We start from the raw sequence: 12,674 nt of genomic DNA, 5'->3' as shown, positions 1-12,674 counted from the left end.
CCTAATAAATTTTAGGCTTTTTTATATTATCCACTTTTTCTGCAATTTATCCCACTTCAATTCACCTTTCATCATTAAGCTTTTCACAGCTGCACGAATATCCTCTTCGCTCTTTCCTGTTTTTCTTTTCAAGTCGTTTAATGTCGGGTTCTTTCCGTATAAATGCATGTTCATTATGATCTGATACACTTTCCGTTCAAAATTAGTCATTTGATCATCTCCCTATAGGGGATTATATAAGAACTAATGTTCTGTCTGCAAATATCATGTTATTTTTTAAAAAATAACACGAAAATAACGAAAATCCCACCCAACTGTGAAAAGATGTGGTTTCTTTTTGTTTTATATTCGTTGTTTTTTAACACGGAAACCCTTAAATGAAAGAGTCTGAAATCATGCGAAAATAGCGTGAATTATGGGCGGCATGATGTAAAACCGACAAAAAAACCTTGATTTACAAAGGTTTGTCGGCAACGGACGTCATTTTTGATGCCCTTGATGCCATTTATAAATTTAGAAGCTTCTCATGAGTTCACCGAACTTGTGAGAGGCTTCTTTTTTTCTGTCTTTTTTGATGTGTAAATAGTGTTTAAAAATAATTCGTCCAAACCTTTGTTACTTCTCTCTCTATTGCAGACAGGAGACCATATTGGTATACTCTCATACGACAAAAAAGAACCTTATCTAAATTATAGTGCCACCAAGACTTTTAGACGTTCTTCCCTAGGAAAGCACTGTCAAAGAGAAATTCTGTTAAATTGCTATTTGTGCTGCTTTTTTAGCTGCTAAAAGACAATGTTTCCCTTGCAAAAAAGGAAACTTGTCTTTTATGGTAAAACGACAGAATAATGACATCCGATCCCCATTAATTCACTGTCAATGGAGTTAGATTCTTGATAAACTCCGTCCCGACTCTATAGAGAAAGACAACCCAATTATCAACTCTGACATTATCAAGGAGGACTTAATAGTGCATTTTTCAGAAATGATAGATCGCTTGGCTTTATATGATTTACACAGAAAAAGAAGTAAAGATAAACATTTTTCTGCTGCTTTTACAGCCGATGTAGATGATAGAGAGGAATTTTACAGTGCAGATATAGCTGATGTTTCTATTGATTTGAATAAATCTAAAAAAAGTTATAGGGTTGGCACATTTAGTTATGAATCCTTAATTCAAACTGGGAATTTTGTTAATGATTCTTTAAAAGGGCAGGTTTTTTTAAATAAAAATGATATAGATCAACCCAATGTCATTTTTGTACACGGCTGGCGCATGGATTCGTATAATAGGATCAAAAAAATATTTCATAATCGTATAATGAACGATTTAGGCTGGAACATGTATTATTATTCTCTTCCATACCATTTTGAAAGAGAACCGGAAAATTCACTGTATAGTGGCGAGTTGATGATTAGTGCAAATATTGATCGTACAATTGAGTCGACAAGACAGGCCATTGTCGATTTACGGGCGTTCATTCACTGGATAAAAGCAAATAAAAAGGGCCCTGTTATCATAGTGGGAGTAAGCTTAGGAGGATGGGTTACTAATCTAATTGCTACCCTAGAATCTCAAATTGATGTAGTGGTATCAATCTTTTATGCCAATCGCCTTTCTTATTCAATATGGAACACGATCCCAGGTAAATTCATAAGAGAAGAATTAGAACAAAATGGTGTATCCTATGAGGATTTAGTGAAATATTGGAATATTACAGATCCTAGTCAATCTTTGCCAAAAGTTAATAAAGATAACATTCTGCTGATTTCTGCTAAACATGATCAGTATATTGACTTGAAAGATGCAGATTATTTATGGGAAAGTTGGGGAAAACCCACAAGATATGTCTACAATTGTGGTCATTCCGGTATTGTTCTTTGCCGTAAAAAGCTGGCAAATGATACGCTTTCCTTTATACGAGATAGAATACATACCTGAAACCTGGTTCACTACATTTGTAGACCTTAATAAGAAACGAAAGGCCAGCTGCAACTTCAGTTGGCCTTTCCTATTTGTAATAAAGAAACCGAGTGAGATTGCTGACAGGACTACTATGCGTTTTCCTTAATCACCATTGCCAGTTGTTCAACCTCTTCCTGAATCCCAATCACAGGCTCCCGCGAATCAATCAAACGAATCGCTTTTAGGTTAGATTCCTTCGCTTTCGTTTTCTCTCCTCTAAGATACAACAGTTGCGCCATTCCGTAATGATTGTAGATCAGCTCAACCTGATTCGCGTTATGTTTGTCATAAAGCATCTGCTCAAAGGCATCTTCCGCTTTCTCAAACTGATCACACTTCACGTAAGTTACGCCCGGATTGAAATAAGCTTTGACAGGAATGGTGGTCGTTTCCAGCAGGCAGGTCAGCCACTCGATATCCAAGTCGGATTTTTCGAGAATGATCCAGATCATTCCGAACATTTTTCCGGCGTCAATTCGTCTGGGAATATAGTTTATCCCCATCTGCCCGATCCAGCTTTTGATCGTGTTAGAGGAGACCCCCCAGCTGGAGTGCGTTATCTATATAAGACTGTCCAGATAAGACTGTCCAGTTTTTTCGTTCTTTTTCCTTCTGACTTTTACACTCATTTTCATTTGGCTTTTCGCCTCGAGATTTTTCACAACGCCTTTAAATACGCTTGCTTGGGAATGGTTGCGTATTGTGTCGATTATGCGGAATGGAAAACCGGAGTTCGCGCGGATGGCGTGGTGATTTCCAGCATGAGCTTTATCAATAAGCTGGGCGTTGCGTTAGCCGGGTCATTTTCGGCCATTTATTTAGGAATCGCCGGATATGTGGCGAATGCAGACCAGACAGTTACGTCATTGAATGCGATTAAAAACATGAATGCTTTGATTCCGGGATTTTTTATTTTGCTTTCTATTATTCTTATCGCCTTCTATCCTTTAACTGAAAAAAGATATAAGTACATCATCTCTGAGCTGGAGCAAAGGTCTGCGAGATAAATAGATGTAAAATTTTTAATATTCAATGTTGTATTTATGGCAAAAAGTAATATACTGAGACTGTAATCTAGACTTTATAAATGAGTGTGATCATATGCGTAGTAATTCTGTTATTTGTATTGGAGAATTGTTAATTGATTTCTTTTGTACCGATGTGGATGTTGATTTAATGGAAGGGCGCCATTTCTTGAAAAGTGCCGGGGGTGCACCGGCGAATGTGTCGGCGGCCATTGCTAAGCTGGGCGGAGACGCTGCTTTCAGCGGAAAAGTGGGCAAGGATCCGTTTGGATATTTTCTGAAGCAAACATTGGACGCTGTACACGTCGATACCTCTATGCTGGTCATGGATGAGAAAGCGCCTACAACGCTTGCTTTTGTTTCATTAAAGCAAAATGGAGAGCGCGACTTTGTTTTTAATAGAGGCGCGGATGCTTTGTTTACGCTGGAGGACATTGACCAGGACAAACTAAACGAAGCGAAAATCCTTCATTTCGGCTCTGCAACGGCACTGTTATCAGATCCGTTTTGCTCAGCCTATTTACGGCTTATGTCGATTGCGAAAGACAATGGACAGTTTGTTTCATTCGACCCTAACTATCGTGAAGATTTATGGAAGGGAAGGGTGTCAGAGTTTGTAAGTGTCGCAAAAAAAGCGATCGCTGTAAGTGATTTTGTGAAAGTCAGTGACGAGGAGCTTGAGATTATCAGCGGTGTGAAGAATCATGAAGAGGGCGTTGAAATTCTTCATGAGATCGGAGCTAACATTGTCGCTGTGACACTTGGGAAAAGCGGAACTCTTCTTTCGAATGGGAAAGACCATGAAATCATTCCAAGCATTCCGGTAACATCAATCGATTCAACAGGAGCGGGAGATGCTTTTGTCGGTGCGGCTTTATATCAATTGGCAAACACGGATCACATTCAATCAGTTGATGCTGATTTTGCGAAGCTGCGTGAAATTGTGGCGTTTGCCAATAAGGTGGGAGGCCTTGTGTGCACGAAAATTGGAGCGATTGATGCACTGCCTAGCATGGATGAGATTGAAGTTACTTTGTAAAGAGCATGGATGTTTCTTGAAAGTCTTTGGACTTTTGGGGGGCATCTTTTTTTATTTGCCTACTCTCGTATAGGCCATTTTCGAGCACCTGCTTGGATAATTCCCAGCAGCAATTGACGACGTTCCTTTAAAGAATTGACGGCTGTTTGAAATGTTTGCTTGGATAAAGTCGGTATGCCTGATTGTTGAAGCCTTGAGATGTCTGGTTCCGGCGGCGCTTGTTCAGCTGAGTGGATATAGGCAGTATGAACGGTATCCAAGTAGTTTTTAATACTAGAGCGCGTTTCTTTAATGTGAAGCTGATTCGGCTGATATTGTTCAGGAATGCCGTATTTCAAGATGGTTAATGCCTCATCCAAAACTGTGACAGCTATAATGGATGATTCCTGATGCTGCGTGCTATGGTAAAAATGAAGGATAGGGAAGGCGTTATGCTGAGCGGTCAGCTTTCCCAGCTCTGATGAGATAGCGACAAGAAGGAAATCAATGTGGTGAAAATCCTTGCCGTTCCATGCGTTCTGGACGATTTCTGTTCCGTCATGCCCTAGACTTAATACACTTTGGGCAAAGGAGCGCTTTTGATTAACTGCACTCAAGACCGAAATCAAATATGTGACAGAAAATGTGATGGTAAGCAGGCCTTGAGCCGTTTCAATAACCGTTACAAGCTTCCATAGGTCTCCATTCGGTGCGAGGTCGCCATTTCCTAGTGTAAACATGACATAACCGGAAAAATAAATTCGATCTGACCAGGATGCCGGTTCTTGCGATTGAGTTTCCACGAGTGAATGGGGGTCACTTGAGAAGATCAAAAACCACCCGCCCCAAAATAAAATAATCCATATTATTAACGTCAGGCATAACAGGAGAGGACCTGCCATGCTTAGAACCTTTGCATGGTCTCCGCTAATTTTACGGCAGCCTTTCCACAGCCATGCAGACAGACTTCTTGTGATCGGGCCGGAACCGCTCTCTAACCATAATGTGGTCCATAAAAAATCAATCATCCCCGCTGTCAACAATAAAAGGCCTGTCATCAGATAAATCTCATTCAATTTTGTTGCCTCCCCTAACCAGCCATCTTTTATTTTCTTATCTATTTCCTTTTATCTTGAGTCTGAAACAATTGATCGAATGTTGATAAGAGAGTCATTGCAGAGAAGAAAAATAGGAGGAGTTAACCAAAACTTACCCATTTTATTTATAGTAGCAGATGAACAGAAATTCACAGAAATTTTGTCTTGTTTCACATAATTTTATAAAGAAAAAAGTTCATTTTCTCCTTGAATTGGTCATTTTCCTTTTATTGAATAAAAAAATTTTCAGAAATTTATATTGACTGAAAATGCTTTTAAAATTATGATAATATCAGATGTAACAAAAATGTCACTATGATATTACTATAATTGAACTACTAAGTGACTATAAAGTAACAAATCAAAATGTATATGTTCAAGAAATACCCACTGTTCTTTTAGTGAAAAATGAAATCGCTTCCAAGGGAAATGACATGCGAAGAAGAAGGGAAGGTTATGAGGCCATTGGAGAAAAACATGATGAACTTTTTCTGAAGCCTGCTTATGAAATGTGAGTAAGGCAGCAGCCCTAAAATAAAGTTTTTGAAATACGCATTGATCGATTTTGAAAAAGACTGGGGGAAACAGTATGAATAAACAAGGCAATCAAATGTCATTTTTACGTACAGTTATTTTAGTCTCGACCTTCGGCGGGCTCTTATTCGGTTATGATACCGGAGTGCTCAATGGAGCTTTGCCGTATATGGGAGAGCCGGACCAGCTTAACCTCAATGCCTTTACAGAGGGGCTCGTCACCAGCTCGCTTCTTTTTGGAGCTGCGCTCGGTGCTGTGTTTGGCGGAAGGATGTCTGATTTTAACGGCCGGCGCAAAAACATTTTGTTTCTCGCTGTTATATTTTTTATTTCAACGATCGGATGTACGTTTGCTCCAAATGTAACGATCATGATTATCTCCCGTTTTGTACTTGGCATTGCAGTCGGTGGTGCATCAGTTACGGTTCCTGCTTATTTAGCAGAGATGTCTCCTATGGAAAGCAGGGGGCGGATGGTGACGCAGAATGAATTAATGATTGTATCAGGACAGCTTTTGGCCTTTGTTTTTAATGCAATCCTCGGAACAACAATGGGAGACAACTCCCATGTGTGGAGATTTATGCTGGTCATTGCGTCGCTTCCAGCCGTATTCCTGTTTTTCGGCATGATCAGAATGCCTGAGAGTCCCCGCTGGCTCGTTTCTAAAGGTAGAAAAGAAGACGCTTTGCGTGTATTGAAAAAAATCAGGGATGAAAAGCGGGCGGCATCTGAACTGCAAGAAATTGAATTCGCTTTCAAAAAAGAAGATCAGCTTGAAAAAGCAACGTTTAAAGATCTTTCGGTCCCATGGGTGCGCCGTATTGTGTTCATTGGGATAGGGATTGCGATTGTACAGCAAATTACAGGTGTAAACTCAATTATGTATTATGGAACTGAAATTTTAAGAGATTCTGGTTTTCAAACGGAAGCCGCTTTAATCGGGAATATCGCCAATGGCGTAATTTCGGTATTGGCAACGTTCGTTGGGATCTGGCTTCTTGGTAAAGTAGGCCGCCGGCCAATGCTGATGACAGGTTTGATTGGAACGACAACGGCATTATTGCTGATCGGGATATTTTCACTTGTAATGGAAGGATCACCGGCCCTTCCATATGTTGTCCTGTTATTAACGGTTACGTTCCTTGCTTTTCAGCAGGGTGCGATTTCACCAGTGACGTGGCTGATGCTTTCAGAGATTTTCCCGCTTCGCCTTCGCGGCCTGGGAATGGGTGTCACGGTATTCTGTTTGTGGATGGTGAATTTTGCAGTCAGTTTCACCTTCCCGATATTGCTGGCCGGCATCGGGCTGTCCACGACCTTCTTTATCTTCGTCGGATTAGGCATTTGCTCTGTTCTGTTTGTGAAGAAATTTTTGCCGGAAACGAAAGGGCTTTCTCTTGAGCAGCTGGAGGAAAACTTCCGCTCTTATGATCGCAGCGAGGGGAAGAAAGAGCCCAGCGCTGAAGTAATTGGATAATTAAAAAAAGAATCCGCGCTCGAGTGCGGATTCTTCTTTCTGGATTCAAATTAGTTAGGTCTGACAAGGATTTTGACTTGGTTTTTCTCTTTAATCAGAGCCCCGAAGCCCTCCTCGATTAAATCGTCTAACACGATTTTTTTCGTTACGAGTTTGTCGGCTGAGAAATAGCCTTCTTTCATTAATGACAAGACAGCGGGGAAGATGTCACGGTATCCGATAATTCCTTTTACTGTGCGTTCTTTGATGACGATATCGTTCGGATGGATTTCAGCGCCTTTTTCCCAAATGCTGACGATGACGGTTTCACCGGCGATTGTAGTGGATTGGATTGCTTGGCGTAATACCACTGGAACGCCTGTGACTTCGAATGCTACGTCAACGCCGCCTCCTGTACGTTCTGCAATTTCAGCTACTACATCGTCTGTTTTGGACGGATCAACGATGATCGCTCCAAGCTCCTCAGCTTTTTGCTGGCGTTCAGGTGAAAGCTCAACAGCATAAATATCAGTCGCACCGGCAGCTTTCAGCGCTTCAATCACCAGAAGTCCAATCGGGCCGCAGCCGAATACAGCCGCTTTGTCGCCGGCTTTGATTTTGCTTGAGCGGACAGCATATAAAGCGACCGCAGAAGGTTCAACGAGCGCGCCTTGTTCATATGATAATTCGTCAGGAAGCTTGAATAACAGCTCTTCATCTACAGAGACATATTCAGAGAAACCGCCGCCTCCGCCGGCTAAGCCGAGGAATCCCATTTGCTCATCAAGGTTGTAGGCACCCTGGTGGCCGTGTGTGGCAAAAATCGGTTCGACTACGACGCGGTCTCCAATTTTATAATTTTCAACGCCTTCCCCGACTTCAACAACTTCGCCGGAGAATTCATGGCCCATTGTGACAGGTGCTGTTTCATTCGTTAATGGATGCGGTTTGTCAACCGGAATAAAGATCGGCCCGCCCAGATACTCGTGTAAATCACTGCCGCAGATGCCGCACCATTTGACTTTGATCTTTACTTTTCCCGGCTCCGTTTTTGGCTCTTCGATATGTTCAATACGGATATCTTTTTGGTTATGCCATCTTGCTGCCTTCATGGATTACCACTCCTATATCTTTTTGATATGAGTAGCATTCCGCACGGATCAATATGAACTGTTCACAAAATCGCCATTTTTAAAACCAAAAAAGAAATGAAATTTTTATATAATATAATTTATGTTTTTTTAAAAAAAGAAACTTTGAAGAAAAGAGAGTCTCGCACACTCTTTTTTCTTTACTATGAGAGAGTATGAGTCGTATACATAACTATGAATTTGGTTTGAACAATACGGTAATGGTTCGTTCATATTGAATGCGTTAACTACTCTATCAACAATTATAACGCTAACACTGCAATTATAATAGGATAATCTTCCATGGTTTATTTTAGCAGATGTAATTTTTCTGACTTTGTAACATTACTGTAAGAATATTGAAATAAAAAATCCCTGTTTCATCGTGTATAATTTTTCCTAGAAGTTAACAAATAGGGGGACAAAATGGTGAAGAAAGTCATTTTAGCGGCTTTTATCTTAGCAGGAAGTATTTTGGGAGCTTTCAGTTTTTCATCAGATGCCAGTGCGAAACATGTGAACGGAAATATTACTTGGTATAATGGAGTCGGAAAAAAAGGCTCTTCAGGTAAAAAACTGGGACATTGGGATTGTGCGACCAAGATCGGATTTGATGTTCCTAAAAACGGGACAAAAATCAGAGCCTATGCAAAAGCGAAGCCTAAAAAGGTAATTACGGTTTACAAAAATGATGTTGGCAGAATGCCTAATGCAGTACTGGACGTAAGCCCTAAAGCGTTTAAAGCGCTTGGATATCCATTAAGCAAAGGAAAAGTAGCGGGACATTACAGCTATTAATCTAATCTACATATATAATCTGTAAAGCAAGAAGTCACATTCTTGCTTTTTCTATTGGTGGAGATAAAAGATGAAAAAAAGAATCATATTATTATTAGCAGTCATCATAGCAGCTGCCGCGGGGGTTGCGTTTTACGTTATAAAGGATAAAGGCCATGAGAAGGCTGCTGATGTTTCATTCAATACGGAAAGCGGCGATAAGCTGCTTGTTTCAATTACGAATACCGATCTGCAGACGAAGTATTATGAAAATGATAAGGTGATCCATGAGGAGAAGCTGACCAGCTATCCGGCATTTGCTTTGGATCAAAAGCAGCAGGTGCTTTATTATACGGGCAATAACGATCAAAATGAAATGAGGCTTTTTAAGCTGGATTTAAAGTCTAATAAAAAGACGATACTTTATAAAGGCGCGGAGAGTGCGGATAGTTTGTTTTTGTCAAAAGACCGTTCAACCATCTTTTTCCGTTTAGGAAAAGCGGACGAAAGCAATTTCCGAATTGCAGCTTTTGATCTGAAAACGAAGAAGTACAAAAACCTTTATCCTGCCGCTAATGATCAGGATGACACCGTCAGCAGCTTCTTTTATAACAAAAAAACAGATTCGTTTGCATTGCTGCATTATTCTGTAGACGAAGATTACAAGAAAACAGATGAAGCGAATGAAAAGGGAACCGATCCTGAACCGACAACGATTCATTTTGCGGCAGGCCATCAAAACAGATTTGATGAGCTGAAGAGCCTTGACCAGTTTATCAGCGATATTGCTGTTTCCGATGATGATAAACAGATTTTGTTTACATCATATACGCAGAAAGGCACGGAGCAAACCGCTTCTGTTCAGATGCTGAATGCGGATACGAAAAAATATGAAACCATCATTTCAAATCAAAATTCATTCAAGCTGTTAATTGACGCACAGCCGCAGTTCTCTAAGGATGGAAAGGACATTTATTTTCTTGCCGAAGCCGAAGGGGCTAAAAAACTGAAGGATGAAACAGGGCGCGAAGCCAAGGTGCGGACGATTTATTCCTATAACCTTGAAAATAAGGCGTTCAAAAAAGTATGGGAAAATCCGAACGGCATCATCAACAGCTTTTCTGTCATCAACGAATAAAACCACTCGGCATGGGCTGAGTGGTTTTTTAATAAACGAGGTGCAGGGCTAATGATCCAAGCCATTTAAAGAGATGGATCAGAGGTATCGACAAAAACAGAAGTTCAACATAAGCGTTGATTGCAAGGTTCAGCTTTTTAAACCTAGCTCTCTTTTTCAGATCTCTTTGCTGCTGGTTTGAGAACACGTTATCACCCCTTATATCCATATAATACCATAAGAATAGGTGAAAAAGCCCTAAACATTTATGGTTTTGGGCTTCTTTCTCATTTGCGGCCTCTTGCAATGAGAGGCTTATTCTGAAATATAGAATTTGCGTCTCCGTTCGGGGATTGTTTGCTTGCAGGAGACTGCATTTGTTATAGGGAAGAGCTAGCTTGTTTTCGTTTGACTGTTGTTTTGGAGATTCACTAATGAACGGATGCCGTCGATCATTTTGCTTCCGCACAAAGGACATGATGGCGAGTCACTGCTGGCGAAGTTTTTTCTGGTCCAGCCGTTGCAGTCTTCTTTTGTGCATTCCCATGTACTCACATCTTCTTTAGGCAGCGGTTCTTGATTACGTTTGTTATAGTAAGACATAAAGTCACTTCTTCCCTCATGTATTTTACTGCACATTTCTTATTGTCTCATACTTTTACTCAATCTCCTAATTCCTTTTTCTTTATGGTTTTCCAATCAGGCCATCTAAAAAGGAGAGGAGTGTACTATTAAAAACGTCGGGCTCTTCTAAAAACGGGCAATGGCTGCTTTCAGAAAAGGTGACTAGCGTCGAGTTTGGAATATTGCTGCGCAAGTGCTCTCCAGCTGCTGTCGAGAAAAATTTCCGGTCTTCTCCGAAGCACAGCAATGTCGGCACATTGATGTTTTGCAGGGTGCCGCGGTAATCAGCAGCCGTTTGGTTAAATAAAATCGTGCTTGAAATGGCAGCCGGCTGTTTGAGGATTTCTGCCAGCATCCATTCTGTTTCTGTCTCGGAAGGCGGTTTTGCGAACATACTATGGATGAAACTTTCGTAGAATGGCAGCGGGTCAGTCTGAATGGCGTGCATCGCCGTTTTTAAACCGTCAAAATCAAACGGACCGTGTTCCCAGCCCTCCCATTGATAGTCGGAAGCGGATTGATCGATGATCACAGCGGCTTGTATGTTATCATTCCCAAATTGATTGAAATAATCCCATACGACGAAAGCACCCATTGACCAGCCGGCAAGAACGGCCTGATCAAACTCCATTACTTTTAAAAATTCCCTTACATCACGGGCATATTGGGAAATGGTGTGTCCGTGAAGCGCTTTGTCGGATTCGCCGTGTCCTCTGAGGTCGAGACGAATACACTGATAATTGGCAGAAAGTGCTGAAAATTGTTTGTGGAAAAATTGTCCGCTCATCAGCACGCCGTGTATAAACAGAATCGGTGTACCGCTCCCATGCGTTTCATAGTATAGGCGTGTCTGGTCTTCTAATGTGATGTATGGCATTTTTTCTCCTCCTTAGTTTCCGTCATGAGAATGACTGGCTGCTGTTGAGCTGATGATAGCAGCTGTCGCGGCTGCCTGCTGGGCCTGAATGACTGTTTCGATTGCGGTGTATAGCCCTGATTCCATCAGCATATTTTCTTCCATATGCTCACTGAGGTATAGGCTGACGGCAATTTTGAAATTCATTTCCTTTTGCCACTTAAATGCTTTTTCTTGATTTAATTCGTGAGTGATGTCCAAAACGGCTTTGATATTTGGCTCTTCCAGAAATGTGAGAAGGGCGAGATCTGGATAATGGTAACTCTTTGGCTTTTTGAAAGAATCAGTGATGGATTGATATATATGTTTACATTGGGAAACAAGCGTTTCAGGGTCTTTTTCACTTTGTAAGGCCAGGATATGGCTGACCTGGTGCAAGTACTGTCCTTTTTTTAACCCGTTGGCGGCCAGCAGCCGATAGCATGTTTCCGCCTTGTTTAGCGCCTGCAAACCTTTTCCGTTTTCGCCAATCAGTACGGCAAGCGGAACATTCTGAGTTGAAGTGAGGAAGTAATGATTTTTCTTCATCTGCTGATAAACAGATAGCCCCATATTCATCTGTTCTTTTTGGTTTGTCGTTTCAGATTTGCCGGTGAGCAAGATCAGAGCGGAAAGGTACGTGAACATATCCCGCTTATATCCAAGCTTCACCATTTCATTGTATACATCGATGAAAGTATGAAACGTTTGTTTTGCCTCTTGCTGAAAATGAATGTCCAGAAAAGAAGCAACAGTAAAACGGTGGTGTGAATTGAGTGTTGAGAAGCTCCCAATGTTTGATTTGATATAGCTGCTCAAATCATAAAAGCGATGAAAGTCAAACTCTCTTTTATTCACAATATATGCAGAAGAAATGAGCATTAATATCTGATCGTGTGCAACTTTCCATTTTAATTTTGATTTTAATTCAGCATAAATGGAAATGTATTGTTTTGTTTTTTCATTTAGGTCTTTTGTTAGCATAAAAAGCAGCTCCTCTTTGCTGTTTTTATGTTATACGAAAAAAGGGGCCAA

General features: G+C 40.8%; 13 protein-coding genes and 2 pseudogenes. 7 read left to right on the top strand and 8 right to left on the bottom strand.

The window, feature by feature from the left end; translation table 11 throughout:
* Positions 1 to 21 precede the first annotated feature (21 nt).
* Positions 22 to 210: a hypothetical protein gene (locus Q3W56_RS06210; protein WP_302894856.1), complete on the bottom strand. Its 189-nt coding sequence runs from the start codon at positions 208 to 210 to the stop codon at positions 22 to 24.
* Between the two features lie 638 nt (positions 211 to 848).
* On the opposite strand from Q3W56_RS06210, the pseudogene Q3W56_RS06205 reads away from it, so the two are divergent.
* Both Q3W56_RS06205 and Q3W56_RS06200 read left to right on the top strand, forming a co-directional pair.
* Positions 849 to 1,132: pseudogene (locus tag Q3W56_RS06205) on the top strand (hypothetical protein); the annotation flags it as partial.
* 144 nt (positions 1,133 to 1,276) lie between these two features.
* The gene (locus Q3W56_RS06200) at positions 1,277 to 1,942 is read left to right on the top strand and encodes an alpha/beta hydrolase family protein (RefSeq protein ID WP_368045758.1); all 666 of its coding nucleotides are present in this window, start codon (positions 1,277 to 1,279) and stop codon (positions 1,940 to 1,942) included.
* Between the two features lie 113 nt (positions 1,943 to 2,055).
* Here Q3W56_RS06200 and Q3W56_RS06195 read toward each other — a convergent pair.
* A pseudogene (locus Q3W56_RS06195) lies at positions 2,056 to 2,340 on the bottom strand (transcriptional regulator); the annotation flags it as partial.
* Here Q3W56_RS06195 and Q3W56_RS06190 point away from each other — a divergent pair.
* Together Q3W56_RS06190 and Q3W56_RS06185 are read left to right on the top strand one after the other, a co-directional pair.
* A complete protein-coding gene (locus Q3W56_RS06190; protein ID WP_302894855.1) occupies positions 2,245 to 2,973 on the top strand; it encodes an MFS transporter in 729 nt (242 codons plus the stop codon). The pseudogene Q3W56_RS06195 and the gene Q3W56_RS06190 overlap by 96 nt on opposite strands.
* 94 nt (positions 2,974 to 3,067) lie before the next feature.
* Entirely contained in the window at positions 3,068 to 4,030 is a 963-nt protein-coding gene (locus Q3W56_RS06185) for a carbohydrate kinase family protein (protein WP_302894854.1), read from the top strand.
* Positions 4,031 to 4,089: 59 nt separating this feature from the next.
* Here the strand turns inward: Q3W56_RS06185 and Q3W56_RS06180 are convergent, their stop codons facing one another.
* The gene (locus Q3W56_RS06180) at positions 4,090 to 5,085 is read right to left on the bottom strand and encodes a potassium channel family protein (RefSeq protein ID WP_302894853.1); all 996 of its coding nucleotides are present in this window, start codon (positions 5,083 to 5,085) and stop codon (positions 4,090 to 4,092) included.
* A 610-nt stretch (positions 5,086 to 5,695) separates the two neighbouring features.
* Between Q3W56_RS06180 and iolT the strand changes: the two genes are divergently transcribed.
* The gene (gene iolT, locus Q3W56_RS06175; protein WP_302894852.1) at positions 5,696 to 7,117 is read left to right on the top strand and encodes a myo-inositol transporter IolT; all 1,422 of its coding nucleotides are present in this window, start codon (positions 5,696 to 5,698) and stop codon (positions 7,115 to 7,117) included.
* 50 nt (positions 7,118 to 7,167) lie between these two features.
* Here the strand turns inward: iolT and bdhA are convergent, their stop codons facing one another.
* Positions 7,168 to 8,208, bottom strand: a complete 1,041-nt coding sequence (gene bdhA, locus Q3W56_RS06170; protein ID WP_019713487.1) for a (R,R)-butanediol dehydrogenase — start codon at positions 8,206 to 8,208, stop codon at positions 7,168 to 7,170.
* A 444-nt stretch (positions 8,209 to 8,652) separates the two neighbouring features.
* Between bdhA and walM the strand changes: the two genes are divergently transcribed.
* Complete coding sequence (gene walM, locus Q3W56_RS06165; RefSeq protein WP_019713488.1) at positions 8,653 to 9,024, top strand: cell wall metabolism protein WalM; 372 nt, start codon at positions 8,653 to 8,655, stop codon at positions 9,022 to 9,024.
* 70 nt (positions 9,025 to 9,094) lie between these two features.
* Positions 9,095 to 10,141, top strand: a complete 1,047-nt coding sequence (locus tag Q3W56_RS06160) for a hypothetical protein (RefSeq protein WP_302894851.1) — start codon at positions 9,095 to 9,097, stop codon at positions 10,139 to 10,141.
* Positions 10,142 to 10,169: 28 nt separating this feature from the next.
* Here the strand turns inward: Q3W56_RS06160 and Q3W56_RS06155 are convergent, their stop codons facing one another.
* The 4 genes from Q3W56_RS06155 to Q3W56_RS06140 all read right to left on the bottom strand — a co-directional run bounded on the left by Q3W56_RS06155 (position 10,170) and on the right by Q3W56_RS06140 (position 12,623).
* Complete coding sequence (locus Q3W56_RS06155; protein ID WP_029316997.1) at positions 10,170 to 10,328, bottom strand: hypothetical protein; 159 nt, start codon at positions 10,326 to 10,328, stop codon at positions 10,170 to 10,172.
* Positions 10,329 to 10,513: 185 nt separating this feature from the next.
* On the bottom strand, positions 10,514 to 10,723 hold the full coding sequence (locus Q3W56_RS06150; RefSeq protein WP_003219370.1) for a cold-shock protein: 210 nt from the start codon (positions 10,721 to 10,723) through the stop codon (positions 10,514 to 10,516).
* 82 nt (positions 10,724 to 10,805) lie between these two features.
* On the bottom strand, positions 10,806 to 11,621 hold the full coding sequence (locus Q3W56_RS06145) for an alpha/beta fold hydrolase (protein ID WP_302894850.1): 816 nt from the start codon (positions 11,619 to 11,621) through the stop codon (positions 10,806 to 10,808).
* A gap of 12 nt (positions 11,622 to 11,633) precedes the next feature.
* The gene (locus Q3W56_RS06140; protein ID WP_302894849.1) at positions 11,634 to 12,623 is read right to left on the bottom strand and encodes a DUF4003 domain-containing protein; all 990 of its coding nucleotides are present in this window, start codon (positions 12,621 to 12,623) and stop codon (positions 11,634 to 11,636) included.
* Positions 12,624 to 12,674 lie beyond the last annotated feature (51 nt).

It is taken from the genome of Bacillus sp. C28GYM-DRY-1 (assembly GCF_030519405.1).
GTDB classification, from domain to species: Bacteria; Bacillota; Bacilli; order Bacillales; family Bacillaceae; genus Bacillus; species Bacillus spizizenii_A.
Note: the sequence above shows the minus strand (reverse complement) of the source record. Positions and strands in the feature narration are given on the sequence as shown.

Bases quoted from the DNA above. Each gene is read 5' to 3' on its own strand.
- walM (WP_019713488.1), top strand. From the start codon at position 8,653: ATGGTGAAGAAAGTCATTTTAGCGGCTTTTATCTTAGCAGGAAGTATT.
- Q3W56_RS06185 (WP_302894854.1), top strand. From the start codon at position 3,068: ATGCGTAGTAATTCTGTTATTTGTATTGGAGAATTGTTAATTGATTTC.
- Q3W56_RS06145 (WP_302894850.1), bottom strand. From the start codon at position 11,621: ATGCCATACATCACATTAGAAGACCAGACACGCCTATACTATGAAACG.
- Q3W56_RS06150 (WP_003219370.1), bottom strand. From the start codon at position 10,723: ATGTCTTACTATAACAAACGTAATCAAGAACCGCTGCCTAAAGAAGAT.
- Q3W56_RS06190 (WP_302894855.1), top strand. From the start codon at position 2,245: ATGTTTGTCATAAAGCATCTGCTCAAAGGCATCTTCCGCTTTCTCAAA.
- bdhA (WP_019713487.1), bottom strand. From the start codon at position 8,208: ATGAAGGCAGCAAGATGGCATAACCAAAAAGATATCCGTATTGAACAT.
- Q3W56_RS06210 (WP_302894856.1), bottom strand. From the start codon at position 210: ATGACTAATTTTGAACGGAAAGTGTATCAGATCATAATGAACATGCAT.
- Q3W56_RS06140 (WP_302894849.1), bottom strand. From the start codon at position 12,623: ATGCTAACAAAAGACCTAAATGAAAAAACAAAACAATACATTTCCATT.
- Q3W56_RS06200 (WP_368045758.1), top strand. From the start codon at position 1,277: ATGGATTCGTATAATAGGATCAAAAAAATATTTCATAATCGTATAATG.
- iolT (WP_302894852.1), top strand. From the start codon at position 5,696: ATGAATAAACAAGGCAATCAAATGTCATTTTTACGTACAGTTATTTTA.
- Q3W56_RS06160 (WP_302894851.1), top strand. From the start codon at position 9,095: ATGAAAAAAAGAATCATATTATTATTAGCAGTCATCATAGCAGCTGCC.